A 26,612-nucleotide genomic window follows, 5' to 3' on the forward strand; every position below is an offset into this window, starting at 1 on the left:
GCGTGGAAGCAAACGTCGTCGACCATACCTCCATGTGGAGCCTGGTCGCCAATGCCAGCGTCGTGGTTCAGCTGGTAATGCTCACCCTGGTGGCCGCTTCGGTCATGTCCTGGATCATGATCTTCCAGCGCAGCACCATGCTGCGTGCCGGTCGTCGTGCCCTGGATGCCTTCGAGGAGCGCTTCTGGTCGGGTATCGACCTGTCCAAGCTGTACCGCCAGGCCGGTAGCAACCCCGACCCGGATTCGGGCGTCGAGCAGGTATTCCGTGCCGGCTTCAAGGAATTCTCGCGCCTGCGCCAGCAGCCGGGTGTCGACCCGGACGCGGTGATGGAAGGTGTTGGCCGTGCGATGCGCGTTGCCATCTCCCGCGAAGAAGAGAAGCTCGAGCAGAGCCTGCCGTTCCTGGCCACCGTCGGCTCCACCAGCCCGTACATCGGCCTGTTCGGTACCGTCTGGGGCATCATGAACTCGTTCCGCGGCCTGGCCAGCGCCCAGCAGGCGACCCTCGCCACCGTGGCCCCCGGTATCGCCGAGGCCCTGATTGCCACCGCGATCGGCCTGTTCGCCGCTATCCCGGCGGTTATCGCCTACAACCGCTTTGCCGCACGCAGTGAAGTACTGATTGGTCGTTACTACACCTTCGCCGACGAGTTCCAGGCGATCCTACACCGCAAAGTACACACCAGCGAAGAGTGATCAGGTAGAAACCCATGGCCCGAGTTCGCCACAAACGCAAGCCGGTCGCCGAGATGAACGTGGTGCCCTACATCGACGTGATGCTGGTGCTGCTGGTCATCTTCATGGTGACCGCTCCCATGCTCAACCAGGGCGTGAAAGTAGACCTGCCCAAGGTGTCCAGCGAAGCCCTGCCGCAGGACAACAACGTGCAGATCCTGACCATCTCGATCAAGGCCGACAAGACTTACTTCTGGAACCTCGGCAGTGAAGTCGACACCGACAAGCAGATGGACAAGGCCATGACCTTGCCGGAAATGACCAGCGCGGTAACCAAGATCATTGCCGCCGGTCGCGACCAGGGCAAGCAGACCCAGGTCTTCATTCGTGGCGACAAGTCCGTCGACTACGGCGCGGTCATGGGTGCCATGGGCGGGTTGCAGAAGGCCGGTGTCGGTAACGTTGGCCTGATTACCGAGGCGCCCTGATGCAGCAGCGAGAGCCATCCGCCTCGGAAAGCTACTTCTGGCCCAGTGTCTGGGCCATTGGCCTGCATGTGCTGGTGTTCGGCATGCTGTTCGTCAGTTTTGCCATGACGCCTGAGCTGCCGCCCTCCAAGCCGATCGTCCAGGCCACGCTCTACCAGCTCAAGTCCAAGAGCCAGGCGACTACCCAGACCAATCAGAAGATTGCCGGGGAAGCGAAGAAGACCGCGTCGCGTCAGACCGAGGTCGAGCAGCTGGAGCAGAAGAAGGTCGAGCAGGAAGCCGTGAAGGCTGCGGAACAAAAGAAAGCCGACGCTGCTCAAAAAGCTGAAGAAGCCCGCGAAGCCGCCGAGGCCAAGAAAGCCGAAGAGGCCGCCAAGGCGACCGAGCAGAAGAAAGCCGCAGAAGCCAAGAAGGCCGAAGAAGCGAAGAAGGCGGCTGAAAAGCAGCAGGCCGACATCGCCAAGAAGAAGGCTGAAGAAGAAGCGAAAAAGCAGGCCGAAGAAGAGGCCAAGAAACAGGCAGCGGAAGAGGCGAAGAAGAAAGCCGCCGAAGACGCCAAGAAAAAAGCAGCCGAGGACGCCAAGAAGAAAGCGGCGGCCGAGGAAGCGAAGAAGAAGGCAGCTGAAGAGGCCAAGAAAAAGGCCGCTGCAGACGCCCAGAAGAAAAAAGCACAGGAAGCGGCCCGCAAATCGGCGGAAGACAAGAAGGCTCAGGCACTTGCCGAGCTGTTGTCCGACACCACCGAGCGCCAGCAGGCGCTGGCCGATGAGCAGGGCGACCAGGTGGCCGGCGATTTCGACGACCTGATCCGTATGCGAGCAGCCGAAGGCTGGGCGCGTCCTCCTTCTGCGCGCAAGGGCATGACGGTAGTTCTGCAGATCAACATGTTGCCGGACGGTACCCTCACTAACGTGAGCGTGGCCAAATCCAGCGGCGATGGTCCGTTCGACAGCTCGGCCGTGGCCGCGGTGAAGAACATTGGTCGGTTGACCGAGATGCAGGGCTTGAAGCCGAACGAATTCAATCCGTATCGTTCATTCAAGATGACATTTACACCTGAGGATCTAGCGTTGTGATTAAACGTCTGAGAGGACTCCTGGTCTTGCTCTGCTGCGTGGCAGGCATGGCCATGGCGGAGGAAAAGAACATCCTGGTCACCAGCGGCAGCGACCGGGCAACCCCAATCGCGGTAGTGCCCTTCGGCGTGCAGGGCGGCAGCGTGCTGCCCGAGGACATGGCCGATATCATTGGCAATGACCTGCGCAACTCCGGCTACTACTCGCCGATTCCGAAGCAGAACATGATCAGCCAGCCCACCCAGGCCAGCGAAGTCATCTTCCGCGATTGGAAAGCACTGGGCGCGCAGTACGTCATGGTCGGCAGCATCGTGCCTGCCGGTGGCCGCCTGCAGGTCAGCTATGCGCTGTTCAACGTCGCCACCGAGCAGCAAGTGCTGACCGGCAGCGTCGCGGGTGGTGTCGATCAGCTGCGTGACATGTCCCACTACATCGCCGACCAGTCGTTCGAGAAGCTCACCGGCATCAAGGGTGCGTTCTCCACCCGCATGCTGTACGTGACTGCCGAGCGTTTCTCGACCAACAACACCCGTTACACCCTGCAGCGTTCGGACTACGACGGCGCCCGCGCGGTCACCCTGCTGCAGTCGCGCGAGCCGATCCTGTCGCCGCGCTTCGCACCGGATGGCAAACGCATCGCCTACGTGTCGTTCGAGCAGAAGCGTCCGCGCATCTTCGTCCAGCACATCGATACCGGCCGCCGCGAGCAGGTCACCAACTTCGAAGGCCTGAACGGCGCGCCTGCCTGGTCGCCCGACGGTACTCGCCTGGCGTTCGTGTTGTCGAAGGACGGTAACCCGGACATCTATGTGATGAACGTCGCCTCGCGCCAGATCAGCCGTGTCACCGCCGGCCCCGGTATCAATACCGAGCCGTTCTGGGGCAAGGATGGCAACACCCTCTACTTCACTTCCGACCGTGGCGGCAAGCCGCAGATCTACAAGCAGTCGGTGAGTGGCGGTGGTGCCGAGCGGGTAACTTTCGTTGGCAACTACAACGCCAACCCGAAACTGTCGGCGGATGAAAAGACCCTGGTCATGATCCATCGCCAACAGGGTTTCACCAACTTCAAAGTGGCTGCCCAGGACCTGCAACGCGGAAGTGTAAAGATTCTCACCGAGACCAGTCTTGATGAGTCTCCCACTGTTGCGCCAAACGGCACCATGCTAATCTACGCCACCCGCCAGCAGGGCCGGGGAGTCTTGATGCTCGTGTCGCTTAACGGCCGCGTGAGGCTCCCACTTCCTACCGCTCAAGGCGAAGTCAGAGAACCGTCCTGGTCCCCTTACCTGAACTGATTGCGGCGTAACACGTTTTGCTTAACACATTGGGGTTTCATTAGGAGTTTCAAGATGGAAATGCTGAAGTTTGGTAAATTCGCTGCGCTGGCTCTGGCCATGGCCGTAGCTGTAGGTTGCTCCTCGAAAGGCGGCGACAACGCTGGTGAAGGCGCTGTTGATCCGAACGCTGGTTACGGTGCCAACACTGGCGCTGTTGACGGCTCCCTGAGCGAAGAAGCCGCCCTGCGCGCAATCACCACCTTCTACTTCGAATACGACAGCTCGGACCTGAAGCCAGAAGCCATGCGCGCTCTGGACGTTCACGCCAAGGACCTGAAGTCCAACGGCAACCGCGTTGTTCTGGAAGGCAACACCGACGAGCGCGGCACCCGCGAGTACAACATGGCTCTGGGTGAGCGTCGTGCGAAAGCCGTTCAGCGCTACCTGGTTCTGCAGGGCGTTTCCCCTGCTCAGCTGGAACTGGTTTCCTACGGCGAAGAGCGTCCAGTTGCCACCGGCAACGACGAGCAGTCCTGGGCTCAGAACCGTCGCGTAGAACTGCGTAAGTAAGTTCCTATGCGTATGTGCCGCCGTGTAGTAACCGTCCTCGCACTCAGCCTGCCCCTTTCGGCGTGGGCTGCGGTTCCCGTAGTAGATGACAACGCGGGTGGTTTGCCACCTGCGGGTTATGGCACGAGCGGCGCCTATGCCGGAGCAGGGGCTTCGGCCCCTGCTTCTGCAAACGGCCAACTGTTCATGCAGCTGCAGCAGATGCAGGACCAGCTTTCCCGCCAGCAAGGCATCATCGAAGAGCTGCAGAACGATGTGTCGCGCATGAAGCAGGAAAACCTCGAGCGCTATCAGGAACTGGACCGCCGCATTGGCAGCGGAACGGCACCTGCCGCGACTCCCGATAATTCCTCCACCGGTGGTGCGAACAACGCAGCCACGGGTGCCGCCGCCGGCGCCAGCGCCGCGCAGCAACCGGCCGCCAGCAGCGAGCCGGGTGATCCGGCGAAAGAAAAGCTCTATTACGACGCCGCTTTCGACCTGATCAAGCAGAAGGACTTCGACAAGGCCAGCCAGGCCTTCAACGCCTTCCTGCGCAAGTACCCCAACAGCCAGTACGCCGGTAACGCGCAATACTGGCTGGGCGAAGTGAACCTCGCCAAAGGCGACCTGCAGGGCGCCAGCCAGGCCTTTGCCAAGGTCAGCCAGCTGTATCCGGAACACAGCAAGGTGCCGGATTCGCTCTACAAGCTGGCCGACGTCGAGCGCCGCCTGGGCCACACCGACAAGGTCAAGGGCATTTTGCAGAAGGTGGTCACCGACTACCCTAAAACCACCGCCGCCAAACTGGCCGAGCGTGACCTGCAAAAGCTCTGAGTCAATGCTTCATGAAGAAACCCGCGCCTGTCGCGGGTTTTTTCGTTAGAATCACTGCCCTTTTTTCGTAAACACGCTGCTGCGGATAACGCCATGTCGAGTCCGCGACAGTGCCTGACGGAGGCGGACAGCCTGTTCAGCTGTCACGCCCGTGGCGATCATGCAAGACACATTACGCATCACCGAAGTCTTTTACTCGTTGCAGGGTGAAACGCGAACGGCTGGGCTGCCCACGGTATTCGTGCGCCTGACCGGTTGCCCCCTGCGCTGCCAGTACTGCGACAGCGCCTATGCCTTTACCGGCGGCAGCATCCGTACGCTCGATTCGATTCTCGAGCAGGTGGCCGGCTTCAAGCCGCGCTATGTCTGCGTCACCGGCGGCGAGCCGCTGGCTCAGCCCAACGCACTGCCGCTGCTGCGCAGCCTGTGCGATGCCGGTTACGAGGTATCGCTGGAAACCAGCGGCGCGCTCGATATCAGCGGGGTCGATACCCGGGTCAGCCGCGTGGTCGACCTGAAGACGCCAGGCTCCGAAGAGTCGCACCGTAACCGCTACGAGAACATCGAGCTGCTGACCCGCAACGATCAGGTCAAGTTCGTTATCTGCTCGCGCGAAGACTACGACTGGGCGGTCTCCAAACTGATCCAGTACAACCTGGCCGAGCGTGCCGGCGAGGTGCTGTTCTCGCCCAGCCACCATCAGGTGAGCGCCTCCGACCTGGCGGACTGGATCGTCGCCGACAACCTGCCCGTGCGTTTCCAGCTGCAGTTGCACAAGCTGCTGTGGAACGACGAACCTGGACGCTGAGAGAAAAGACATGACTGAAAAACGCGCGGTAATCCTGCTCTCTGGTGGCCTCGATTCGGCCACCGTGGTAGCCATGGCCAAGGCTGAAGGCTACGCCTGCTACACCATGAGCTTTGACTATGGCCAGCGCCATCGTGCCGAGCTCGAGGCCGCGGCGCGGGTCGCCCGTGACCTGGGCGTGGTCGAGCACAAGGTGATTGGCCTGAACCTGAACGGCATCGGCGGCTCGGCCCTGACCGACAGCAGTATCGACGTGCCGGAAGCGCCAAGCGAAGGCATCCCGGTGACCTACGTGCCGGCGCGCAATACCGTGTTCCTCTCGCTGGCACTCGGCTGGGCCGAAGTGCTTGAGGCTCGCGATATCTTCATCGGTGTCAATGCGGTGGACTATTCCGGTTACCCGGACTGCCGCCCCGAGTTCGTCGAGGCCTTCGAGCGCATGGCCAACCTGGCCACCAAGGCCGGGGTCGAAGGGCAGGGCTTCCGCATCCAGGCGCCGCTGCAGAACCTGAGCAAGGCGCAGATTGTCCAGGCCGGTATCGCTCGCGGTGTGGACTACAGCCTGACCGTGTCCTGCTATCAGGCCGATGACGAAGGGCGCGCCTGTGGCAAGTGCGACAGCTGCCGCCTGCGGGCCGATGGCTTCAGTGCGGCCGGTGTAGCGGACCCAACCCGCTATTTTTAAAAAAATGCGAATGGGGTGTTGATTTCTCCTGAGAAATCAGTAATATACGCGCCATCCAACGGGTCGTTAGCTCAGTTGGTAGAGCAGTTGGCTTTTAACCAATTGGTCGTAGGTTCGAATCCTACACGACCCACCATATTCACAGCGGTTCGTGAGTACTAGAGAGGGGGGCTTGCCACAGCCTTTGCTAGTCTTGCAGCCGTCTGGAGCGAACCTTAGGCTCGCTTCGATGTGATGTCAATATGGAATAGCCCGCCTCTCATGGCGGGTTTTTCCGTTTCTGGGTCAAAAAAGTCAAAGACTTAGCGCATTTTCGAGCTGTCACAGCTCATTCATAAGATGCGTCAAATGGATCCCAAAACCCGCGCAGCCAAAGGCATGGCGCCAGATTCCTAGCACCATGAGCTGGCTCAGAGTTGATCCTCGAACCTGCTTCAGCTAACTCTGTGGTGGCTGAATGCCACTCGTCGGCTCTTGCCTATGGAGATGCCCGCGTGCTGTACATCGTGACTGCTTCAGTAGATGAAGAGCGCACAAACGGCGTGTTGCCGATGGCCGATGTCATCAGGCTGAAGAGTAGGCTGGGGGGGTAAAGCTCCTCGGGGGGAAGCATAGGACTGACACAGATATGCTCGATGTTCTGTTGAAGACCTGGTGCAGGTCCGCCGCCACCGTGATGATTCTGTTCAATCGTTCGTCGTTCACCTGACTCGATCCGGGCTTGAGCCTGGCCGACCCTCGATCCCGGGGCACCGCTTTCATCGACCCGACGCACCAGGTGCAGCGCTCCCTGCTGCATGCTGCGCTCGTGCAGCACATCTCTCATGTGATCGTAGTCAGCCTCGATGTAGCTCATCGTCGTCGCGATATTCGAGTGGTTCAGCAGGTTCTTTGTGAGGTGGATGTTCCTCTCCGGCTGCTTCATCAGGTCGGTCGCCAGCGTGTGCCTGAAGCGGTGCGGCGTCATGCGAACCCCAAGCTTGTCGATCAGCTTCTTGTACATCGCTTCGACCTGGTCGGAGTTCATCTCGCGCCGTTTGTAGTGACGGGAGAAACGGTTGACGTTGAAAAGTTGGTCTTCGGCGGCGAAGCCAGCTCGGGCAGCTTCTTCCAAGAGTCGATTAAGGTGAGGCACTAGCCCGTCGGGGATGGGGATGCGGAATTCGCGATGGGTCTTTTCGGTTTCACCCCTGACCAGGATGAGTTGTCGATCCCAGTCGACATCCTGTAATCGAATACACAGCAGGGCGTTCAGCCGGATGCCCGTGTAATAGAAGATTTCGAATGTCGCGAGCCAAAACCATGCAGGGGTGATTCTGGCTCGCTCGCCGGTTGATTTTTCTTGGTCGACCAGGCTTTGGAGCCAGCGCCGAGCGCGATGTATGGCCTCGCCGGCGATGATTTTACTCGGGCGTTTCGGGGCGATGACGGTGGTCTTTTTGAAGGGATTCATCCCTGTGTTGAGCAGGATCCCGTACTCGATGCCATAGCCCCAGATCGTCCTGAGATGGTTTGAGTAAGTGTTCCAGCTGCGCTTAGACAGGCCTTCGTCTATGACCTTGTTACGCCAGGCGAGAATACCCCGTCGATCAACCGCCTCCACGTCGACAGACTTGCCGAAGTGCTTTTCAAGCGACTTCATGGCGGCACTGTAGATTTTCGCGCTCGCAGGCCGAAGGTCATGGTCGACCAGGTACTCCTGCAGCAGTTCGTGAGGCGTCATTCTGCCGCCCCTTCCATCACCCTGCGCAAGCTTGGGTTGTTCATGGGCTGCTCAGTGAAAAGCAGTTTCGAGTCAAGTAGGAGGTAACCCCGCAGTTGGGTCGTCTTCCTTGGGCCTATGACGTCGTAGGTCCAGATGTTCAGTTGCTTGTTGGTCTTCTGGTGGGCCTTCTCTTTTTCAAATGCACGTTGTACTTGCTGCCAGGCCGCTGTCCCCGGTTTACCGACACTTTTCTCTAGATCCGGATGCTCAAGCACATACCGCTTGAAGATTCCGGGAGTTACGAGCATTGCCGTGTCGTCGACGGTGTGGATCAGCGCCTTGACATCATTGATGATCAATTTGTGGGAGGCGACGCCTGCTTTTACCCAGGCAATGAAAGCCCCTCCCAGCGAACTACTAATGGGCATTTTGGTAATGTCTTTCTGTGCAGCAATCCTTGCTGGGGCTGCTAAAGAGTCTTCGGCCGGCTCTGCCTCCCCTATTCCTTGAGGAGGAGGCGAGACGACTTCTGAGCCTTGGCTAGCGTATAGCTCTTCTGGTGGCGCAGTGATATCACTATACAGTGCTAGCAGCTCCTCGCGTTCAGACGATTGGATCCCTTCCGTCGGCCCGGGTTGGACCAACGCACGTGGTCGAGATGCTGCAGGAGGGGCTTCGGCATCGGGCATCAGCGGATCATCTGGTACCGGGCAAACCGTTTCTACCCCAGCGCCTGTGGCCACGGCTGGCTCTTGTTCCTGCTCCACCGTGAGCGTCCCGCCATAGATTGGGGGGCGGTCGTCAGGGTTGGGCCACACGAGCGCCGGCGATATCTTCAAGAAGGTGAAGTTGTTCTTCCAACCGCGGCCGTTATCGATAGTGGCTTTCCAGATCGCTTTATCCTGTGCATTGGTCTGGATGATCGCCTGGTCTTGCAGCATGTTGAAAAACGGGGCGTTGGAAGTTGGCACCCCCTCAATGCCCTGGGTCAGCATGTACGCTCGGAGTTGGTCTGCAGCAGGCTTGCTTACCAACCACAGGGCGTCCTCAGCCAGCCAGCCATCTGCTGGCCCATCGGGGTGGTTGAGCTTGAACTTGTCGCGCACCAAGAACCGCAGTCCATCAACCAGTTGACGCTGGAGCGATTGTTTGGGGGCGGCGAGTGCTCGCTCTGGATTCCCGCCCAATTGCTGGGCGACGGATGCCTTGTCGGCCTGGACCACTATTTCGGCCAGAATGCCGGCGTGCTCGTGTTGACCAGCCAGGAGGTAGATCAGCTGCCTCCAAAGTTCAGGGAAGCCACTGAGCCAGTCGAGAATCCCGTTGTCCAGGACCTGCGTGTACACAAGGGCTGACGCAGCACCATGCAGTTGGTACTCCCTACCTTTCACGTACTTGAACCGGTAGGGGCGGGGGATCGGTCCATGCCATGGATGCCACAGCTGGCCACCCTCGAGCTCCACACGGACATCAACAGCGATCTTTCCCAAGTCGTGCAGCAACGCGCCGTAGGCAGCTGCCGCAGTCCAGGCTTCGGCCTGAGCAGACTGCGACTCAGGTGGGGCCCCGATCGGCAGAAGATGGGTCTGACGGATCTTAAGGGCGTAGGCCATGATCTCCAGGCCGTGGTCCAGAAGGCCGCCAAGGTGGGCATGGTGATGATTCTCAGAGGCAGGGAGCAGCTGCACCAGTTCGGCGTAGCGCTCAAGCGGCTTCAGGTAGAGGGTGTTGAACTGAGCTCGTGAGAGCGATGCCCGGCGCCAGATGTTCTCCAGGAGCTGCTGGCGGAGTGGGCTCTGCAAGAGCGCCGTAGCTTTCGCCGGCAGGTGGAAGCCTTGCGGTGAGGCTTCTGGCGTTGATTGAGCCGCTTTGCGGCTCAACCAGGAGAGGAGGTGCATATAGTGCTCCATGGGGTGTGCATGGAGCGGGCTTTTCTCTTAATGCCAAGATGGCATCAACGTTAAAGCGAATGTCTGCTTCTACGGATTTCCTGGCAAATAGCCATCATCATCAGCCAGGACCGCTGGGCGATGAACTAGGCGTATGATTGATGCGCGGTGCTGGAGGCGCGGGCTTCAGCTCTTGGCGATACTGCTCCAGGCTCATGCTTCCGATGAGCTTGCCAGTTTTTGAAACCCCCATAACTGTCAGCATGCTTTCGTTCGAAACATGGGTTGCGAGGCCACGTCCGCCGCTACCACGTGCATCGGGTATTCTGAAGCTTTGCAACTTCTCCAGGTAGTCCATGAAGGTGGAATGGGTTACCCCGGTGTTCAAAATATCAGTTACTTCCAGGCAGCATTCGCCTGGTTCGAAGTATTTTTGATTCGCAAGAAACAGTTCGTCATCTTCTGTAAGCGCACCGTAAACTATCCAGTGGTGGCCGTAACGATTCAGTGCCGCAGCGGCTGCTTCATAGTCATTGAATATGGTTTTTTCTGATTCTATTTCGGAGTAATCTTTTTTAAATTCGACAAGTACTAGTTTGCTGTCTTTGCCGAAAATTCCATCGGCTGATGATCGCTCATGTCGGCCTGCGACCGGTGCTGCGAAGTCTAGCTGGCCATAGTTGGCAAGTCTGATAACGAAGTCGTACTCAACAGTCTTTTCCCACCAAGTTGCTTGCATCTGAAGCTCCTAACTTTTCCTTTTATCGGACTATGTCCGCCCTTTCGGATAAGGCTTTTACCCTTGTGGTCCATTCCATTATCCATTCAAGCCCATTTGCTTCTGAGCCATTTACCTTTTACTGCTGATGCGGGTAGTTCAAATGCCGAGCGATCTCCATGGCGTCGTGGAGAACCCGTAGGATCTCAACGACCTGGTCTGTTCCAGTGCGGTAGAACACGATATGGCGTGGACTCACCACGCGGCCGTCAGTCATCTGCAGCACGTTGAATGACAGATGCAGGCTGCGAAGGCCTGGTGAAAGCTCATCTCGCAATCTGCTGTTGATATGTACCGGCTCTTCTGCAAGCGAGTGAAAGGTTGCCTGAAGCAGGTCTTGATACTGGCTCCTGAGGGCCTCACCCAGCCTGACTTCCGTGAAGCGAAGTGTGTCGGCGATGTCAGTGTATGCCTGGGGAGATATGCGCACTACGAGCCTATTCATGCTTTATCGCTCGCGAGTCGTCCCAGATTTTCGAGATAAGCTTTGAGATTGGCCGGATCGACTTCGTCGTACTGGCCTGCTTCGACCTGCATGATGCCCACTGATGTGGCGTTCCGTAGAGCCTCGAGCCTGGCTGACTCAGCTGCTTCATACTCAAGCAGCATTCGGATGCCGGCCCGCACGACCTCGCTGAAATTTTGGTAGCGCCCAGTGCTGACGAGATCATCAATCGACTGCTCCATCGGCTTTGGGACGACGACGTTGTGGGTGGCCATAGAGGGATCCTGATGAATGGTTATGGCGTTTTATGCCATGCCTCTTGCGAAAAAGCCAAAGGTGTCGTATATCTGATGGCAAGATGCTCTCACAGAGCAAGGAGATGAATCATGACTGCAGCCGCCAAACACTCGATTGCCTTCCGCCTGGGTCGGGCACTTGGGAGCATGGCGCGGTTTTGTCTCCAAGATCGCAACAATCATGTGCGATGGATTAAGCGTGGCGTTGCTTTTACTGTGGCGCTGCTTATCCTCGTGAATTCCTTCAGTTGGATACTTAGCACTATTTTGACCTTGGTCTGCCTACTGCTGGGTTTGGTTGTGCTTTCGAAAGTTGACATCAGCCAAACACACTCATCCTCGAAAAGTTGGTTGCACAGCCCAGGTGTTCCTCGAAACGGGCCGTGCGGTTATGGTTTCTACGATATGTATGGAAATTTCAAGGGGCTCTCAGACCCTGATGATGACGAGTGATTTTTCGCTGGGGTGGAGTTTTAATTACTTTGGTGAGATAGATTTTACTGCGTCCTCTGCCATCGCCCCCGCCTTTGAGCCTGCCCCCTTAACATCTTTCGATCCGCTAGCGAGCCCTTCCAGAACCGATCCGGTCTTGATTCCAGCCCAACCCAAAGCGCCTATCCAGAAGACTGGCAAAATGATAAACATTGCTCCCATGACGAAGTTTAATATTGCGTCTTGAGTAGTGGTATTCAGTCCCATAACTGGGTCAAATGATAAGTGCGGTGATCCTGAGCCGTATAGAACGTCGATAATGGTGCTGTCGACCCAACGAGCAAGTTGGAACCAGAAGTCGACGAAGATTAGCGCAAACATTGTTACTGACATAGTCATCGCCACCTCGAGTCGATATGCACCTATGATCAGAATCATCGGAATGCAGATCACCATAGCCATCTTCAAGAATGCCATCACCATCGGGAGTGCTTGCCGCACCATGTCCATCGCGGGGAAGTAGGCCAGGGAGCCAACCGCGACTCCGAGTGTTCCGCCTGCACGGGCCAAACCGTTCCACGCGGTACCACCGATCTGCCCGCCGTAATCCGTGTACACATCCCCGTTGACCTGGCTGGAGGGCGACACGAGCTGGCGGATCATCGAGTCGGTCACTTCCTCCTGAGACAGCCACTTTGCCCACCCGAGGAACTGGTTCAGCAGGCTTGGATCGACCTGGCCTTTCAGCCGGTCCCTCAGCCCGATACTGCCATCCGACCACCACTGCTTGCAGGTTGGATATCCACCACCACCGGTGACCTGTGGCATTCCGTCATCCCGTTTCACGTCATAGGGCCAAGCTGTGCGCGGTGTCCTGGAGTAGTCGGTGTCGTAGTACCCCGCGGTGTTCAACAGGAAGTGGGAGCCGATCCAGTTCAGGTCCTGCAGGGCCTTCTGGTCTTTGGCGATCGACCCAATATCGGGCTGACGCATGAACAGGCGTGCCCGGGAAGGACCGAAACAATCGTGGGTGAAGTCAGCTACTTCCTGGGCGAGGAGGGGGTTGCCAATCCTCATCGCGTCGACCTCCATGCGCATCTGTCTAAGGTCGGTACCGCACGGTATTGCTGCAACAGCACCACTGTTCAACCCCTTGGACATCGCGTGTACGAGTGCCCACCAGATCGGCAGCTGGGCGCTTTTGCCGGCCAGCGAGCTGAACGTGGTGTTCCAGCCAGTCTCGGAAGGGGCCGGGGTCATCACCTGGCATTGGCGGGCGCGTTGCTGATCGAACTCGAGCGTGTCGAAGCCCACGGAGACAACCGGGACAGCACACATTGATACCACTACGTAGCCGAGGTAGATCTGGGTCTCAATGCGAGCCAGGGACAGCACGCCTTTGTTGCCTTCATCCGCACCCTCCCCGCGAACCTTAATCCACTCCCGGGCCACGATAATGATGAAGGGCAGGGCGAACAGCCCCGTGTCGGAGATCATGTCCCAGATCCCGTTGTTGATGATCCATCCAACCAGGGTGAGGTAGTACTCCAGGTAGTCGTTCGTATAGAGGGTCATAGCACCTCCGACCAGGCGATGGGTGCCTTCGAGATCTCGATGATCACGAACAGCAGGAGTACCAGGAATTCGATCCGCTGAGCTTTGGATGGCTGGCCAGCCTCGACCCCTGGCAGGCGCGCCTTCAGCATCATCCAGGCGTAGACGATGCTGACGTAAAGGGTTAGTCGCCAGACCAGAAGTGGCAGGTAATTGCTCTCCCGCCACTTCAGCCAGGTATCGAATACACCCAGGTGGTTGACCGCGATGATGCCGAGCAGCACGCTGAACGCCAGCAGAATGGTGCTGAAGAGCAGCCCGCCCAGCAGGATCTTGAGGGAGTTGGTTTTCTTCTCGACTTCCTGAGTCATGGTTATTCCTTGCTGGCAGGCTTCTGCAGCTGGATCATGCGGTCCTGTTCGGGCGCTGCGTCGTAAATCGTCCGAGAGTTCTCGGCGCGCGCTTTCCCACGCTCGATGATCTTCATCGGGGAGTTGTTCGCGAGCTGCTGTCGCATATCGAGCTCGGTCTTGAGGTTCGTGATGAGCTGTTGAAGGGTGTCGACCTGCCCAAGTGTCGCCTCGACGGCCAACTTGTTGGAATTCACGTTGGGTTCCTTGCTGCCCGTGATCAGCATGCGCTGCAGGAGCAAGCCCTTTTCCAGAACGTCAGCAAGCGCGACTTCGGAGGCCAGGCGGCTCGCGAGTACGGCCTGGTCTCTCTCGTCTCTCAGTGCCGTGATGACGCCGCGAGTGATGGGCAGAGAGTCGCTGCTGGCCTCTCGCAGCTTCTCCGAGGTGATCTGGGTTCCAGGTTTCAGCAGGTCCTGCAGTGCGGTCAGTTTCTTCTCGTAGGTCTCCTGGATCAGCGGCGTCAGGCCTACACCCGGGGTGGATGTCGTGCTGCAGCCCTCACAGGTCTGGATCTGCTGCTCTCCGAGCACACGGTTCGCGAACTGGGCGGCCTCGGCAGGCGACTCCCAGCTGCCGCACAGCAGTCCGTTGGCGCAGCTCGCCTTGGGAATGCTCGAAGTCGCCTCCGGCGCGCGGTTGTTGAGCAAGTTGTAGCCTGCTTTGGCAACATCCCCCACGACCTTGATGGGTTGCTGGCCGTTGCCACCGGCCTGTTTGCCGCCGACCCAAGTGACTCCGTTGGTACCTGGTGCGTTCTCGACTTTGTCGACCACAGCTACAGCATCGGTGTTCGAGGCCAGGGCCTGGCCCATCTGCTGACCTTCCGCGACTTTGCCCCAGCCCATTTGCCCGCCGGCGATGTCGGCCATGCGCTCTGCGATCGCGCGGCAAGTACCTTTCGACCGATCGTAGTCGAGCCGCGCCTGCAGGATCCCGTTGGTCAGCAGGTTGTAGAGGGCGGGGTTTGCCCGCTGCAGGATCAGTGCCGGCAGCGAAGAAACCGCACCAGTCGCATTCTGGATTACGCTGCCCATGATCTGTTGAAAGCCCTGGGTCGCGCCGTTCAGCTGGTTCTCCAGGGTATTGCTGAGGTTCATGTTTCCGCAGACCAGGTTGTTTTGCCAGCCCGCGCCAACGGTGATGCTCTCCATCTGGCCAGCGCTACCCATCTGCACCGCGCTGCCCCCGCCAATGCTGTACAGCACGTCGTCGCCGATAACGCTGCCCTGCGATTCGACCTTGATCGGGTCGGCGGCCTCGGCCACGCACCAGGTGCTGCTCATGCTCACAGCAAGAGCGATTGCTGCAGTCATTCTTTTCATTGGGCACTCCAGGTCATATCTCATTGGAAGTCTGTGCTTCCGAGGAAGGTTTGGCCGCGACGTTTGCAGCACGAGTAAGGTCGCCAGAGGGCCCAGGCGTAGGCTTCATCGACAGCATCGACGTTGATGCCGGCGTTGGGGAAAACCGCACAGGTGGGGCTGATGGCAGGGGAGAGTTGTTGCCATTTGCCAGTGGTGGCATCGCCCTCCTTCAACTCGCCGGCGGGCCAGTAGCCAGGCTCTGCCATTGCCCGCATTGGCTGGTACACATGAGGCTGGCCAATGCGCGTGGTGATGTCGCCGGCCCGCTGCGCGATCACGGCTCCAGCTTTGAAGTCATCGGTCTGGTGGAGGAAGCCGCTGCGCGGGTAAAGGTTGCCCCACAGATCACCGGAGAACATTCCCCCGACCTCGCGCAGGCCTGGCACCAGAGCTTCTGGGTAGACGGACTCGGGGACGCCGTAGCGCCAAGCCAGCGTGTCCAGCGTGCTGAGCATGTAAGGCACCAGCGGAGTGGTCGCGCCGTGGCAGGAGTAGCCGTAGGAGCTGGCGAACTGGTTGAACACCGTCGCACCTGGATGTCCGATAACGTCAGCCTCCTTGAACTTCGTGATGTTGTTCTCGGCGTTGTGGTTGGTGGTGCCGTCGTTACCGGCCTGCGCGGTGGCATTCGGCATCCCCATCGGGCTCACCTCCGTCCAGGGGTTGCCACCGGTATTGGCGTAAGCCGACACCACCGCGTCTGGGATGTAGTGCCGGACTTTCGTGGACGTTTTCACGGTGCAACCCAGCGGGGTGCAGAGCAGCCAGTAGCAGATCCCTACCACCTTGTATTCGAGGCACGCAGGTGAGCTGGTGGAGGCCAGGATTGCTGCTGAATTGACAGTGGCGAATGCTGAAAAAGACATGGCTGACGTCAGCAGCCCGGCCCAGGCGCGTCGGGATACCTTTTTCACCGTTGCCCCCTCGCCTGGCTGATGGCCCGCAAGGCCGCTGTCACGTCAGGTTGGCCGTAGACCACATACCGGCGATCAACAACCACTGCAGGCACTTTCGAGACACCGACACTCCAGGCATCGGCATTACCCTGCTGGGCGGCGGCCAGCTGCTGCATCAGTGCAGCTCCGGCCGGAGAGCTCATCAACTGCCGGGCGGCAAGAGCGGCCTGGTGTGGATTGGGCGGTAACTTCTGGGACAGCTGTGCCTCGATGCGCTGTTGGTCATCGAGCTGGATCACTCGCACGCCTGCGGGCACGGCGGTCAGTGGATGCGCCGAGTCCGTAACGGCCCAAGTCTCGGCATGGACGGTGCCGGAGGCTAGCGCGAGAGCGAGCGCTGAGACAGCTCGCCAGGTTGGCGGGAGAAGTTTGAGCATTGGGCTGTACCTGAAGTGAGGACCGGTACAGGAAAACGGATCGACCTTCTAGGTGCAGCAGAAAATAGATACTCCACGCTGCTTGGATTTCTTCCTAAGGGCTCAATCACATCAAGTCGAATGTGACGAACGGGGCATCCATGACCTCGGCTTTTCTGATCCGAGCATTTCGGATCGCACTCTCCTTTGGGAGGGTATATTGAACGCTCAACAAAGCGCGGTGGAATTTCAGTATGCTTGGGAACTTGAGCAAGCCATTACAATTGGCGGCTCCCAGCCACTGGCAGAAGCCAGGCTCGGGCGGCCATGCCGCCATCTTGAAGGCTACGTACCTTGGACATGGTCGAGAGCGCGGGTAGCTTCCCAGCCGTTGAGTCGTATCTGCAAAGAGTGGAGCTGGGTACCTATTAATAAGGGTTTTATTCGAGCGCTATTAATAGCGGCGGTACTTACCCAAACATTGGTAGTGCTCGCGAGAGAGCTGGTTCATATTTGGGTGGCTCCATGCACTGGGATGGAAAAAAGCATAAAGCTTTTAGCTATTTATCGCGCAGACATATATTGAGGGGCGTACTTGAGTATCGCACTTTGATAACTAGACGGTCTGGATAGATCGCGCTGGCTCTCAGCACTTGGCTGCTCAGTGCATCATGTAATTTAAACTCCGCTAAAAGCAATCTTTCATCTATAAAAACAAGATATTAGCGCTTTTCCAAAACGTAACCAACGCCGCGCAAAGTATGAATTAGCTTGCTTTCAAAGGGGTCATCTATTTTTGCCCTGAGCCTACGAATGGAGACCTCAACAACATTGGTGTCGCAGTCGAAGTTCATGTCCCAGACCTGCGAGATGATCTGAGTGCGGCTCAGTACCACGCCTGTATTGCGCATCAGGTAGTGTAGCAGGGCAAACTCTTTTGTCGTCAGATCAATTCTCTGCCCGTCCCTGAAGGCTCTGTGGCGGCTCTGGTCGAGCTCCAGGTCAGCTACGCGAATGATCTCCACGGATGCGGGGTGATCAGACCTACGCATCAAGGCGCGGACCCGCGCCAACAGTTCAGGGAACTCAAATGGCTTTATCAGGTAGTCATCTGCGCCGTTTTCCAACCCTCGTACCTTATCCACCAAACGGCTTCTCGCCGTGAGCATCATGATGCGCGACGGGCAATTCTTACGCCGTAGCAGTTCAAGAACCTGCCACCCGTCCATCTCTGGCAAATTGATATCAAGGATGATCAGCTCGTATTCGTGTTGCTTAGCCAAGAATAGTCCATCGGATCCGGTATGGACGCAATCTACTACATAGCCACATTCGGTAAGGCCCTGACGCACATATTCCGCAGTTTTTACTTCATCCTCAATAACCAGAATTCGCATGGGATTTTGTCTCGATATCACAGAGCAATTAACCGCGCGCGCGCGCCGGCATTATTGAGAGGAATGGTAAATCAAAATTGAGGGGGCGGGGTCTAAATTACGGATTTGTAATTTCCAGGTAATATGATTGATAGCCTGCCGGTATATCTTGTCGCGGTCTGGATTTTACGTTTTCGGGTCCTCGCTCAACTAGGTAATTTGACCTTATGAGGTATTGGGTTTTTTTCTTTTTTGTGTTGGCTTCGTTCCGTTCAGATGACGGTGAAGTCACGCACACTGAGGAGCCTGGGCATTGGTGCAGCCATGAGTTGCATCGCGCACTCGAACGATTGATCGGGTTTTAGGCAAAAAAAAGGCGCCCGAAGGGCGCCAAATATCCACCTTTTACCAAAGGAGCACTTAAGCCACTCAAGGTGAATGCGTAATGCACGTTTTTTCTGGAAGGACCAACTTAAAAATAAACTGGTCCGCTCAGAGAATTACAGAATCGACAGCGGGTATTCAATGATCACGCGAGTTTCATCCAGATCCGATTCGAATGCAGTGGCACGCGTGGTGGCTTGGCGCAAACGGAAGGAGAGGTCTTTTGCCGGACCGGTTTGCACGACATATTTGACCTCGATGTCACGCTCCCAACGTTTCTGATTGGTAAGCGGATCACCGTTGGCATCGGTGCGCATGTAGAACTGGTTGGCGTTCGAATAGTCGGCGCCCGAGCCCCTGGCGTAGCGGGTCATGAACGTCAGACCAGGAATGCCGTAGCTGGTGAAGTTCAGGTCATAACGCAGCATCCAGGAGCGCTCTTTCGGTGAGTTGAAGTCGCTGTACTGGATGGAGTTATCGACGAAGATCGAGTCTGACTGACGCAAGTAGTCGAAGTCGTCGTCGCCGTTGTTGCGCTGGTGCGAGAGGGCGAGGGTGTGAGCGCCGTAACGGACGCCGACTTTGGCACTCCAGATGTTGTTGTCGAACTCACCCAGGCGTCGTTTACCCTCATCTACGGCTTTGTAGTAATTGAAGCCGCCCAGCAGTGCGAGGTCGTCGCTCAGCGGGTAGACGACGCTAGTACCGGCATAGTACTGATTCCAGACATCCTTCAGTTGGCTGGCGTATACGCTCACGGTGACATTGTCGTTGACCTGATAGTCGCCACCACCGTACCCAATCCAAGGCGAATTAACTGGGCCGCCATAGAAGGTGACGAAGTTATCATTCAAGTTACTGGAAACTGGCTGGCTCATCGCATGCAGTCGACCACCCTGTAGGGTGAGGCCCTGGATGCTGGTGTTCTCAACGGTCACACCGCGGAAGCTTTCAGGCAATAGGCGCGAGTCGCCTGATGCAACAACCGGAGTCGACGGGAAGACATCACCTACTTTCACTACAGTATCGAACAACCGGACTTTGGCCGCGCCGCCTATCTTGGTGTATTCATCGCGAGCTTCGCCCTTGTTATCAACAGGCAGCACGTCGAAGGAGCTACGACCGCCATTGCGCCCGTCACCGGTGTCGAGCTTAAGGCCGATCATGGCAAAGGCATCAACACCAAAGCCGACGGTACCCTGGGTAAAGCCAGAGTTAAATTTGGTGATGATCGCGTGCGCCCAGGCTTCGGAGTAGCCATTGGTGTTGCCCTTGCCACTGTTGTAAGTGGGGGCCGAACTGTCGCGATTATCACGATTGAAGTAGAAGTTGCGGTTGAGCACTGTAAGGCTGCTGCCTTCGATGAAACCTTCCTGCTTATCTTCAGCTTGAGCAGTAACTGCAAAGCTTCCAGATAGCGCCGAAACTGCCGCCAAATACAGTGGTACTTTTGTTTTCATCCGATGCTCCTTTGATTTACGGCAGTTTTTATTATGTTTACCGGCGCGGGCGTCGTTATAAATTGTGGCCCGGCGGCGCGCCTAGCGTAGCGCCGAGCTCATAATTGCAGGCTGAAGATAACGGGAGGGTGATAGGACAATTACAATTTCGTCATCTGCTCGTTATTTGGGTGTTCCACACCGCGTGCTAGCGATCTCTCTCGTTAGCAACAAAATCCTATGGATCGGCTGTTTTTTCAGTGTTTTCGGGCATTACGAGCATTTATTACGAAATTGTAATTTTCTAGCCACCCCTCTGATAGCTAGCGCTCTTTAGAGTGCCATCACCTAATCCAGTGGGGCTTGGCAGCTGTTTCGGCGTTCTGGCCAAGCTTTAACGAAGTTTGTGCACGAGGACCAAGAAAGTGCCCCGGTATAACCGCAATGTCTTATCCAAGACCTACGTCTCACCTTGGAAGATCGCCGCGCTCTGTGCGGTGATGTCCGGGGTGTTGGCACCCGCAGCACTTGCCCAAAGCATCAGCTTGCCCCAAGCGCTGTCGACGGCAATGGATGCCAACCCAGACCTCGCGGCTGCACGACAGGAAATCGGCATCGCGGACGGTGCGCGCAAGCAAGCTGGGCTGATTCCTAACCCCGAAATCTCCTATGAGATGGAGGACACACGACGTAGTACCAGCACAACGACCGTAACTCTAAGTCAGACTTTGGAGCTAGGTGGTAAGCGGGGAGCTCGCGTAGAGGTCGCTACATACGGCCAGAGCGTTGCGCAGCTTGAGTTAGACCGTCGCGTGAATGGTCTGCGTGCAGACGTTGTGCAGGCGTTCTATGCGGCATTACGAGCCCAAACCGGACTCGACCTGGCCAAACAATCCCTTGACCTTACAGAGCGCGGCCTTCGCATTGTTGATGGTCGTGTTCGCGCAGGTAAATCTTCGCCCGTGGAGGCAACCCGCGCCCAGGTGCAACTGGCTGAAGCCAGGCTGCAGGTCCGTCGTGCCGAAACGGAAAAAACGACGGCCTACCAGCAACTCGCCCAAGTTACGGGGAGTTCAGTGACCGTATTTGATCGCCTTGAATCACCGACCCTGTCTCCAGGCTTGCCGCCGCGGACTGAAGAGTTGCTGGCACAGCTCGATCAGACTCCGGAAATGCGCCAGGCAGTGGTGCAAATTGATAAGAGCGACGCCTCGCTTGGTGCAGAGAAAGCTCAGCGCATTCCAAACCTCACCGTAAGCGTGGGTAGCCAGTACGACCGCTCGGTTCGCGAGCGAGTGAATGTCGTTGGACTGTCCATGCCTCTGCCGCTGTTTGATCGTAACCAAGGCAACATTCTTTCCGCTTCTCGACGCGCCGATCAGGCCCGCGACCTGCGTAACGCTGTCGAGCTGAGACTGCGTGCCGAAACCCAAACCGCGTTGAACCAGTGGTCTACCGCCATGCAAGAAGTCGAATCCTACGACAAGACCATTCTGCCCTCAGCCCAGCAGGCTGTGGACACCGCAACCCGCGGATTCGAAATGGGGAAATTCGGCTTTATCGAAGTGCTGGACGCGCAGCGCACGTTGATCGTTGCCCGCGGCCAGTATCTCGAGTCGCTAGCCGCGGCGACCAATGCGCGTGCGCAAGTAGAAAGGGTTTATGGCGAAGTCGGTTCGACTGCCGGCGCCCGTTGAACGGGCCGTACATTTTCTTCGGCACTCGGCGTTAAACACGCCAGTGCCTACGATCAGCAGGAGTAGCAATGGATAACAAACGCAAGATCGCCCTCGCGGTAGCCGCTGTGGCAGCCCTTGGATTTGGCAGCCTCGCCTGGAACAACAGTTCCGAACAGCAAGCCGCAACTAGCACAGAACACGGTACTGACGATGGTCATGGCCATGAAAAGAAGGCCGGATCAGCCAACAAAGAGCAGGGTGATGCGGGACATGATGAAGAGGGTCATGGCGAGGAAGGTCACAGCGAAGAGGGCGGGGAAGAAGAAGGCAAGCTGACCCTCAGCGCAGAGCAAATCAAAGCTGCCGGCGTTTCTCTGGAATCTGCCGCGCCCCGAGACTTGGGCACGGTCGTGAGCTTCCCGGGCGAGATTCGTTTCGACGAAGATCGTACTGCGCACGTTGTTCCTCGTGTCCCTGGCGTTGTTGAAGCTGTTCTGGCCAATCTGGGCGAGACCGTCAAGAAGGGCCAGGTCCTTGCTGTAATTGCCAGCCAACAGATCTCTGACTTGCGCAGCGAACAACAGGCTGCACAGCGTCGCGTAGAACTGGCTCGAGTGACTTTCGATCGAGAGAAGCAGCTGTGGCAGGACAAGATTTCCGCTGAGCAGGACTACCTTCAAGCTCGCCAGGCGCTGCAGGAAGCGGAGATCTCTCTGGCCAATGCCAAGCAGAAGGTGGGCGCAATCGGCGCCTCGGTTAACTCCGTTGGCGGTAACCGTTATGAGCTCCGGGCTCCCTTCGACGCCGTAGTGGTGGAGAAGCACTTGACCGTCGGTGAAGTCGTCAGCGAGGCGACTAACGCCTTCATCCTGTCAGACCTCACTCAGGTCTGGGCCACTTTCGCCGTTCCGCCTACAGACTTGGGCAAGGTCACGACCGGGCGTGCCGTTAAGGTTTCTTCGCCAGACATGAACGTCGAGGTCGAGGGCAAGGTGGGCTATGTCGGCAGCCTGTTGGGTGAGCAAAACCGTGCAGCAACCGTCCGTGTCACCCTGACCAACCCTAACGGGGCCTGGCGCCCCGGCCTTTTCGTCAATATCGCAGTGACTTCCCAGACTGATCGCGTAGCGGTGGCCGTCCCTGAACATGCCGTGCAGACCGTTGAGGACAAACCATCGGTATTCGTCCGCACCGCAGAAGGCTTCGACACCCGTCCAGTGAAACTGGGCCGACGTGACAATGGGTATGTGGAAATCACCGACGGTGTCGAAGCGGGCGCCCAAGTGGCTACCAATGGCAGCTTCACACTCAAGTCTGAGCTCGGCAAAGCATCTGCCGAGCACAGTCACTGATGCGAACTGACAGGATGATTTCTCATGTTTGAACGTATCATCAGATTCGCCATTGAGCAGCGCATCGTTGTAATGATCGCTGTCTTGATCATGGCCGGCATCGGTATCTACAGCTATCAAAAGCTGCCCATCGATGCGGTACCCGACATCACCAACGTCCAGGTGCAGATCAACGCTGCAGCGCCTGGCTATTCGCCATTGGAAACTGAGCAGCGGATCACGTTTCCAGTAGAAACGGCCATGGCCGGTCTCCCGGGTCTTCAGCAGACCCGTTCCCTGTCTCGCTCTGGCCTGTCTCAGGTCACCGTGATCTTCAAGGATGGCACCGACATTTTCTTTGCCCGCCAGCTGATCAACGAGCGGCTGCAGGTTGCGAAGGAGCAGCTGCCAGAGGGCGTAGAAGCCGTCATGGGACCGGTCTCCACCGGCCTCGGGGAAATTTTCCTGTGGACCGTAGAGGCCGAAGATGGCGCGGTCAAAGAAGACGGTACGCCATACACTCCCACCGACCTGCGGGTAATCCAGGACTGGATCATCAAGCCCCAGCTGCGCAACGTTCCTGGCGTGGCAGAGATCAACACCATCGGTGGTTTTGCCAAGCAGTTTCTGGTTGCGCCGGATCCGAAGCGTCTGGCTACCTACAAGCTGACACTGAATGATCTGGTCGCAGCGTTGGAAAGCAACAACGCCAACGTCGGTGCCGGTTACATCGAGCGTAATGGCGAGCAGTTGCTCATCCGTGCACCAGGCCAGGTGGGCAACATCGAAGACATCGCCAACATCGTAATCACCAGCGTGGATGGTGCACCGATTCGCATCAGCAATGTCGCTGACGTCAGTATCGGTAAAGAGCTCCGTACGGGTGCTGCTACCGAGAATGGGCGTGAGGTCGTGCTCGGTACCGTGTTCATGTTGATCGGTGAAAACAGCCGTACTGTGTCCCAAGCTGTCGCTGCGAAGCTGGCGGACATCAACCGGACCCTGCCAAAGGGCGTGGTTGCCGTCACCGTTTACGACCGTACCAACCTGGTTGAAAAAGCCATTGCGACTGTGAAGAAGAACCTGGTGGAAGGCGCGATCCTGGTTATCGCCATTCTCTTCCTGTTCCTCGGCAACATCCGTGCTGCGCTGATCACCGCGATGGTCATTCCACTGTCCATGCTGTTCACCTTCACAGGCATGTTCAACAACAAGGTCAGTGCCAACCTAATGAGTCTAGGGGCACTCGACTTCGGCATCATCGTCGACGGTGCCGTGGTTATCGTGGAGAACGCGATCCGTCGATTGGCCCATGCGCAGCACAAACATGGTCGCATGCTTACCAAAACCGAACGCTTCCATGAAGTCTTTGCCGCTGCTCGAGAAGCGCGTCGGCCGCTGATCTTCGGGCAGCTGATCATCATGGTGGTGTACCTGCCGATCTTCGCCCTCACTGGCGTTGAGGGCAAAATGTTCCACCCCATGGCTTTCACTGTCGTGATGGCGCTATTGGGCGCAATGATCCTCTCCGTTACCTTCGTGCCTGCGGCGATCGCCATGTTCGTCACTGGCAAAGTCAAGGAGGAGGAGGGCGTGGTCATGCGCACCGCGCGGCTGCGTTATGAGCCGGTACTGCAATGGGTGCTTGGGCACCGGAACATTGCTTTCTCGGCCGCAGTTGCCCTGGTCGTGCTCAGCGGCGTGCTTGCCAGTCGCATGGGCAGTGAGTTCATCCCGAGCTTGAGCGAAGGTGACTTCGCTCTTCAAGCCCTGCGTGTGCCGGGTACCAGCCTGAGTCAGTCGGTGGACATGCAGCAGCGCTTGGAAAAAGCGGTCATCGAACAGGTACCGGAAGTCGAGCGGATGTTCGCCCGTACCGGTACTGCTGAAATCGCTTCTGACCCGATGCCGCCTAATATTTCCGACGCCTACGTCATGCTCAAGCCAAAGGAGCAATGGGCCGATCCCAGCAAGTCGCGAGACGCGCTGATTGCCGATGTGCAGAAGGCCGCCGCCAGCGTGCCGGGCAGCAACTATGAGCTGTCCCAGCCGATCCAGCTGCGTTTCAACGAACTGATCTCCGGGGTACGCAGTGACGTTGCGGTCAAGGTTTATGGTGACGATATGGACGTGCTCAACACCACGGCCAACAAGATCGCCGCAGCACTCAAAGCGGTACCGGGTTCTTCGGAGGTCAAGGTTGAGCAGACCACCGGCCTGCCGGTGCTGACCATCAATATCGACCGGGAAAAAGCAGCACGTTATGGCCTGAACATTGCGGATGTGCAGAATTCGATCGCGATTGCTGTAGGTGGCCGCACAGCCGGAACGTTGTACGAGGGTGATCGTCGATTCGACATGGTGGTTCGCCTGCCTGAGGCCGTACGTACCGACGTAGCGGGTATGTCTAGCCTGTTGATCCCTGTTCCTGCCAATGCGGCTCAGGGCACCAACCAGATAGGCTTCATTCCGCTGTCACAGGTCGCTAACCTTGACTTGCAGTTGGGCCCGAATCAGATCAGCCGCGAGAACGGCAAGCGTTTGATCATCGTTAGCGCCAACGTTCGGGGGCGCGACCTTGGGTCGTTCGTTGATGAGGCGGCAACCACGCTGGCAACGAGGGTGGAAGTCCCTGCGGGTTACTGGACCAGTTGGGGCGGCCAGTTCGAGCAGCTGCAATCGGCAGCCAAGCGCCTGCAGATCGTTGTACCGGTTGCCTTGTTCCTGGTCATGACCTTGCTGTTCCTGATGTTCAACAACCTGAAGGACGGCATGCTGGTCTTCACCGGTATTCCATTCGCACTCACCGGGGGCGTCGTGGCGCTATGGCTGCGGGATATCCCATTGTCGATCTCGGCAGGGGTGGGCTTCATTGCGCTGTCGGGCGTTGCGGTATTGAACGGGCTTGTGATGATCGCCTTCATCCGCGGCTTGCGAGAGGAGGGGAGAACGCTCAGGCAGGCCGTTGACGAAGGCGCATTGACCCGCCTGCGACCTGTGCTGATGACAGCTCTGGTGGCTTCCCTGGGCTTCATCCCGATGGCCTTGGCTACCGGTACCGGTGCAGAGGTTCAACGCCCGCTGGCAACGGTGGTGATTGGCGGAATCCTGTCCTCCACTGCGCTGACCTTGCTGGTACTGCCGGCTCTGTATCACTGGGCACACCGCAAGGATGAAGACGGTGACGAGTCCGAAGTGGTGAGCTAATAGGCAATTACAGAAAAGCCCACAACGCGTGTTGTGGGCTTTTTTTGTTTTTATATGAAGCAGATGCACTTACCTTTCAAAATTGTAAGTTTCTCGTCATGCCGGTGATGCCTGTGCGTTGCTAAAGTTACGCCCGAGAAGACTTGAAACTGAGAGGTTTATATGAAAAAGCTAATGGTTGCTGCTGCACTTGTTATGTTCTCGATGGCTTCGCAAGCTAATACTTTCTCCGAAAGCAAACAGCTGCAATACATCAGTGAGCATCAGACTGCTGTGGCAAGCTATGCAGAGAAAAATGGCAAGCCTATGCCGGAGATTCAAGACTACAAGTACGGCATGAAGATTGATGTTGCCAAATTCGTGCGTCAGTCCCAAGACCCCAGGACTTGCCAGGTCTACCCGCGGTTGATGACCTTTGAAGACTCCCAGGGTACGCTCAAGACGGTTCGCTACTCCATGTACTCGCAATGCATCAACAACAAGTAGTGACCGCTGTGAATAGAACAATTAGAGAATTCACAAATGCCAGGCAGTGCCTGGCATTTTTTATGGCGACCGATGAGGCCCGTTAAAGGCCTAAGCCTTAATGGCTGGCCGTGGGCAAGCCG

At 57.6% G+C, this 26,612-nt stretch carries 25 protein-coding genes and 1 tRNA gene; 14 read left to right on the forward strand and 12 right to left on the reverse strand.

The annotated features are described in order from the left end of the window. The first annotated feature begins 2 nt into the window (after positions 1-2). The 9 genes from tolQ (at position 3) to RTH46_RS08730 (ending at position 6,536) form a co-directional block, all read left to right on the forward strand. Positions 3-698, forward strand: coding sequence for a protein TolQ (gene tolQ, locus RTH46_RS08690; RefSeq protein ID WP_110992340.1), 696 nt, complete (start codon positions 3-5; stop codon positions 696-698). 14 nt (positions 699-712) lie between these two features. Then, the gene (gene tolR / locus RTH46_RS08695) at positions 713-1,165 is read left to right on the forward strand and encodes a protein TolR (protein WP_110992339.1); all 453 of its coding nucleotides are present in this window, start codon (positions 713-715) and stop codon (positions 1,163-1,165) included. Then, positions 1,165-2,241 carry a cell envelope integrity protein TolA gene (gene tolA / locus RTH46_RS08700; RefSeq protein WP_125465141.1) on the forward strand — a complete coding sequence of 359 codons (1,077 nt, stop codon included), beginning with the start codon at positions 1,165-1,167 and terminating at the stop codon, positions 2,239-2,241. Before tolR ends, tolA begins: the two co-directional genes overlap by 1 nt. 47 nt (positions 2,242-2,288) lie before the next feature. Then, entirely contained in the window at positions 2,289-3,539 is a 1,251-nt protein-coding gene (gene tolB, locus RTH46_RS08705) for a Tol-Pal system beta propeller repeat protein TolB (protein ID WP_218575553.1), read from the forward strand. A gap of 54 nt (positions 3,540-3,593) precedes the next feature. Then, positions 3,594-4,091 (forward strand): peptidoglycan-associated lipoprotein Pal, encoded by a 498-nt coding sequence (gene pal / locus RTH46_RS08710; protein ID WP_008090230.1) that lies wholly within the window; start codon positions 3,594-3,596, stop codon positions 4,089-4,091. A 6-nt stretch (positions 4,092-4,097) separates the two neighbouring features. Then, positions 4,098-4,907, forward strand: a complete 810-nt coding sequence (ybgF, locus tag RTH46_RS08715) for a tol-pal system protein YbgF (RefSeq protein WP_153789076.1) — start codon at positions 4,098-4,100, stop codon at positions 4,905-4,907. 160 nt (positions 4,908-5,067) lie between these two features. After that, positions 5,068-5,715, forward strand: a complete 648-nt coding sequence (queE, locus tag RTH46_RS08720) for a 7-carboxy-7-deazaguanine synthase QueE (RefSeq protein WP_316905438.1) — start codon at positions 5,068-5,070, stop codon at positions 5,713-5,715. 10 nt (positions 5,716-5,725) lie between these two features. Next, the gene (queC, locus tag RTH46_RS08725; protein WP_153789078.1) at positions 5,726-6,400 is read left to right on the forward strand and encodes a 7-cyano-7-deazaguanine synthase QueC; all 675 of its coding nucleotides are present in this window, start codon (positions 5,726-5,728) and stop codon (positions 6,398-6,400) included. A gap of 60 nt (positions 6,401-6,460) precedes the next feature. Continuing rightward, positions 6,461-6,536 (forward strand) — tRNA-Lys (locus tag RTH46_RS08730). Between the two features lie 342 nt (positions 6,537-6,878). Here RTH46_RS08730 and xerC read toward each other — a convergent pair. The 5 genes from xerC to RTH46_RS08755 all read right to left on the reverse strand — a co-directional run bounded on the left by xerC (position 6,879) and on the right by RTH46_RS08755 (position 11,492). Beyond that, positions 6,879-8,123, reverse strand: a complete 1,245-nt coding sequence (xerC, locus tag RTH46_RS08735) for a site-specific integrase (RefSeq protein WP_316905439.1) — start codon at positions 8,121-8,123, stop codon at positions 6,879-6,881. Continuing rightward, positions 8,120-10,003 (reverse strand): MobH family relaxase, encoded by a 1,884-nt coding sequence (gene mobH / locus RTH46_RS08740; protein WP_316905440.1) that lies wholly within the window; start codon positions 10,001-10,003, stop codon positions 8,120-8,122. Before mobH ends, xerC begins: the two co-directional genes overlap by 4 nt. A gap of 112 nt (positions 10,004-10,115) precedes the next feature. Then, positions 10,116-10,733, reverse strand: a complete 618-nt coding sequence (locus RTH46_RS08745; RefSeq protein WP_316905441.1) for a hypothetical protein — start codon at positions 10,731-10,733, stop codon at positions 10,116-10,118. Between the two features lie 118 nt (positions 10,734-10,851). Next, on the reverse strand, positions 10,852-11,217 hold the full coding sequence (locus RTH46_RS08750) for a type II toxin-antitoxin system RelE/ParE family toxin (protein ID WP_316905442.1): 366 nt from the start codon (positions 11,215-11,217) through the stop codon (positions 10,852-10,854). Next, positions 11,214-11,492: a type II toxin-antitoxin system ParD family antitoxin gene (locus RTH46_RS08755; RefSeq protein ID WP_316905443.1), complete on the reverse strand. Its 279-nt coding sequence runs from the start codon at positions 11,490-11,492 to the stop codon at positions 11,214-11,216. The genes RTH46_RS08750 and RTH46_RS08755 overlap by 4 nt, the downstream gene beginning before the upstream one ends. A 111-nt stretch (positions 11,493-11,603) precedes the next feature. Here RTH46_RS08755 and RTH46_RS08760 point away from each other — a divergent pair, with 111 nt between their 5' ends. After that, entirely contained in the window at positions 11,604-11,966 is a 363-nt protein-coding gene (locus tag RTH46_RS08760; RefSeq protein ID WP_316905444.1) for a DUF3742 family protein, read from the forward strand. Between the two features lie 24 nt (positions 11,967-11,990). On the opposite strand, the gene RTH46_RS08765 is transcribed toward RTH46_RS08760, so the two are convergent. The 7 genes from RTH46_RS08765 to RTH46_RS08795 all read right to left on the reverse strand — a co-directional run bounded on the left by RTH46_RS08765 (position 11,991) and on the right by RTH46_RS08795 (position 19,808). Further along, positions 11,991-13,520 (reverse strand): conjugal transfer protein TraG N-terminal domain-containing protein, encoded by a 1,530-nt coding sequence (locus tag RTH46_RS08765; RefSeq protein ID WP_316905445.1) that lies wholly within the window; start codon positions 13,518-13,520, stop codon positions 11,991-11,993. Continuing rightward, positions 13,517-13,870 carry a hypothetical protein gene (locus RTH46_RS08770; RefSeq protein WP_316905446.1) on the reverse strand — a complete coding sequence of 118 codons (354 nt, stop codon included), beginning with the start codon at positions 13,868-13,870 and terminating at the stop codon, positions 13,517-13,519. The genes RTH46_RS08765 and RTH46_RS08770 overlap by 4 nt, the downstream gene beginning before the upstream one ends. 2 nt (positions 13,871-13,872) lie before the next feature. Beyond that, a complete protein-coding gene (locus RTH46_RS08775) occupies positions 13,873-15,234 on the reverse strand; it encodes an integrating conjugative element protein (RefSeq protein ID WP_316905447.1) in 1,362 nt (453 codons plus the stop codon). A gap of 20 nt (positions 15,235-15,254) precedes the next feature. Then, the gene (locus RTH46_RS08780) at positions 15,255-16,142 is read right to left on the reverse strand and encodes a TIGR03756 family integrating conjugative element protein (protein WP_316905512.1); all 888 of its coding nucleotides are present in this window, start codon (positions 16,140-16,142) and stop codon (positions 15,255-15,257) included. 44 nt (positions 16,143-16,186) lie between these two features. Then, positions 16,187-16,609 carry a TIGR03757 family integrating conjugative element protein gene (locus tag RTH46_RS08785; RefSeq protein ID WP_316905448.1) on the reverse strand — a complete coding sequence of 141 codons (423 nt, stop codon included), beginning with the start codon at positions 16,607-16,609 and terminating at the stop codon, positions 16,187-16,189. Positions 16,610-17,310: 701 nt separating this feature from the next. Beyond that, on the reverse strand, positions 17,311-17,985 hold the full coding sequence (locus tag RTH46_RS08790) for a heavy metal response regulator transcription factor (protein WP_232882462.1): 675 nt from the start codon (positions 17,983-17,985) through the stop codon (positions 17,311-17,313). 479 nt (positions 17,986-18,464) lie between these two features. Continuing rightward, positions 18,465-19,808 carry an OprD family porin gene (locus RTH46_RS08795; RefSeq protein WP_316905449.1) on the reverse strand — a complete coding sequence of 448 codons (1,344 nt, stop codon included), beginning with the start codon at positions 19,806-19,808 and terminating at the stop codon, positions 18,465-18,467. A 404-nt stretch (positions 19,809-20,212) separates the two neighbouring features. Between RTH46_RS08795 and RTH46_RS08800 the strand changes: the two genes are divergently transcribed. From RTH46_RS08800 to RTH46_RS08815, 4 genes are all read left to right on the forward strand, one after another. Further along, positions 20,213-21,484 (forward strand): TolC family protein, encoded by a 1,272-nt coding sequence (locus RTH46_RS08800; protein ID WP_232882460.1) that lies wholly within the window; start codon positions 20,213-20,215, stop codon positions 21,482-21,484. Between the two features lie 68 nt (positions 21,485-21,552). Then, the gene (locus tag RTH46_RS08805; protein ID WP_316905450.1) at positions 21,553-22,818 is read left to right on the forward strand and encodes an efflux RND transporter periplasmic adaptor subunit; all 1,266 of its coding nucleotides are present in this window, start codon (positions 21,553-21,555) and stop codon (positions 22,816-22,818) included. A 24-nt stretch (positions 22,819-22,842) separates the two neighbouring features. Further along, complete coding sequence (locus tag RTH46_RS08810) at positions 22,843-26,004, forward strand: CusA/CzcA family heavy metal efflux RND transporter (protein WP_232882458.1); 3,162 nt, start codon at positions 22,843-22,845, stop codon at positions 26,002-26,004. Positions 26,005-26,166: 162 nt separating this feature from the next. Beyond that, the gene (locus RTH46_RS08815) at positions 26,167-26,490 is read left to right on the forward strand and encodes a DUF2790 domain-containing protein (RefSeq protein WP_316905451.1); all 324 of its coding nucleotides are present in this window, start codon (positions 26,167-26,169) and stop codon (positions 26,488-26,490) included. The last annotated feature ends 122 nt before the right edge of the window (positions 26,491-26,612 follow it).

It is taken from the genome of Pseudomonas sp. zfem004, from assembly GCF_032621715.1.
Lineage (GTDB): Bacteria > Pseudomonadota > Gammaproteobacteria > Pseudomonadales > Pseudomonadaceae > Aquipseudomonas > Aquipseudomonas sichuanensis.

What these genes read in the sequence shown, in the direction of transcription:
- RTH46_RS08805 (WP_316905450.1), top strand. Translation starts at nt 21,553, where the DNA reads ATGGATAACAAACGCAAGATCGCCCTCGCGGTAGCCGCTGTGGCAGCC.
- RTH46_RS08790 (WP_232882462.1), bottom strand. Translation starts at nt 17,985, where the DNA reads ATGCGAATTCTGGTTATTGAGGATGAAGTAAAAACTGCGGAATATGTG.
- RTH46_RS08760 (WP_316905444.1), top strand. Translation starts at nt 11,604, where the DNA reads ATGACTGCAGCCGCCAAACACTCGATTGCCTTCCGCCTGGGTCGGGCA.
- RTH46_RS08765 (WP_316905445.1), bottom strand. Translation starts at nt 13,520, where the DNA reads ATGACCCTCTATACGAACGACTACCTGGAGTACTACCTCACCCTGGTT.
- RTH46_RS08770 (WP_316905446.1), bottom strand. Translation starts at nt 13,870, where the DNA reads ATGACTCAGGAAGTCGAGAAGAAAACCAACTCCCTCAAGATCCTGCTG.
- RTH46_RS08815 (WP_316905451.1), top strand. Translation starts at nt 26,167, where the DNA reads ATGAAAAAGCTAATGGTTGCTGCTGCACTTGTTATGTTCTCGATGGCT.
- ybgF (WP_153789076.1), top strand. Translation starts at nt 4,098, where the DNA reads ATGCGTATGTGCCGCCGTGTAGTAACCGTCCTCGCACTCAGCCTGCCC.
- RTH46_RS08745 (WP_316905441.1), bottom strand. Translation starts at nt 10,733, where the DNA reads ATGCAAGCAACTTGGTGGGAAAAGACTGTTGAGTACGACTTCGTTATC.
- RTH46_RS08780 (WP_316905512.1), bottom strand. Translation starts at nt 16,142, where the DNA reads ATGTCTTTTTCAGCATTCGCCACTGTCAATTCAGCAGCAATCCTGGCC.
- mobH (WP_316905440.1), bottom strand. Translation starts at nt 10,003, where the DNA reads ATGCACCTCCTCTCCTGGTTGAGCCGCAAAGCGGCTCAATCAACGCCA.
- tolR (WP_110992339.1), top strand. Translation starts at nt 713, where the DNA reads ATGGCCCGAGTTCGCCACAAACGCAAGCCGGTCGCCGAGATGAACGTG.
- RTH46_RS08785 (WP_316905448.1), bottom strand. Translation starts at nt 16,609, where the DNA reads ATGCTCAAACTTCTCCCGCCAACCTGGCGAGCTGTCTCAGCGCTCGCT.
- RTH46_RS08750 (WP_316905442.1), bottom strand. Translation starts at nt 11,217, where the DNA reads ATGAATAGGCTCGTAGTGCGCATATCTCCCCAGGCATACACTGACATC.
- xerC (WP_316905439.1), bottom strand. Translation starts at nt 8,123, where the DNA reads ATGACGCCTCACGAACTGCTGCAGGAGTACCTGGTCGACCATGACCTT.
- tolA (WP_125465141.1), top strand. Translation starts at nt 1,165, where the DNA reads ATGCAGCAGCGAGAGCCATCCGCCTCGGAAAGCTACTTCTGGCCCAGT.
- queC (WP_153789078.1), top strand. Translation starts at nt 5,726, where the DNA reads ATGACTGAAAAACGCGCGGTAATCCTGCTCTCTGGTGGCCTCGATTCG.
- RTH46_RS08795 (WP_316905449.1), bottom strand. Translation starts at nt 19,808, where the DNA reads ATGAAAACAAAAGTACCACTGTATTTGGCGGCAGTTTCGGCGCTATCT.
- RTH46_RS08775 (WP_316905447.1), bottom strand. Translation starts at nt 15,234, where the DNA reads ATGAAAAGAATGACTGCAGCAATCGCTCTTGCTGTGAGCATGAGCAGC.
- RTH46_RS08810 (WP_232882458.1), top strand. Translation starts at nt 22,843, where the DNA reads ATGTTTGAACGTATCATCAGATTCGCCATTGAGCAGCGCATCGTTGTA.
- tolB (WP_218575553.1), top strand. Translation starts at nt 2,289, where the DNA reads ATGGCCATGGCGGAGGAAAAGAACATCCTGGTCACCAGCGGCAGCGAC.
- queE (WP_316905438.1), top strand. Translation starts at nt 5,068, where the DNA reads ATGCAAGACACATTACGCATCACCGAAGTCTTTTACTCGTTGCAGGGT.
- RTH46_RS08755 (WP_316905443.1), bottom strand. Translation starts at nt 11,492, where the DNA reads ATGGCCACCCACAACGTCGTCGTCCCAAAGCCGATGGAGCAGTCGATT.
- pal (WP_008090230.1), top strand. Translation starts at nt 3,594, where the DNA reads ATGGAAATGCTGAAGTTTGGTAAATTCGCTGCGCTGGCTCTGGCCATG.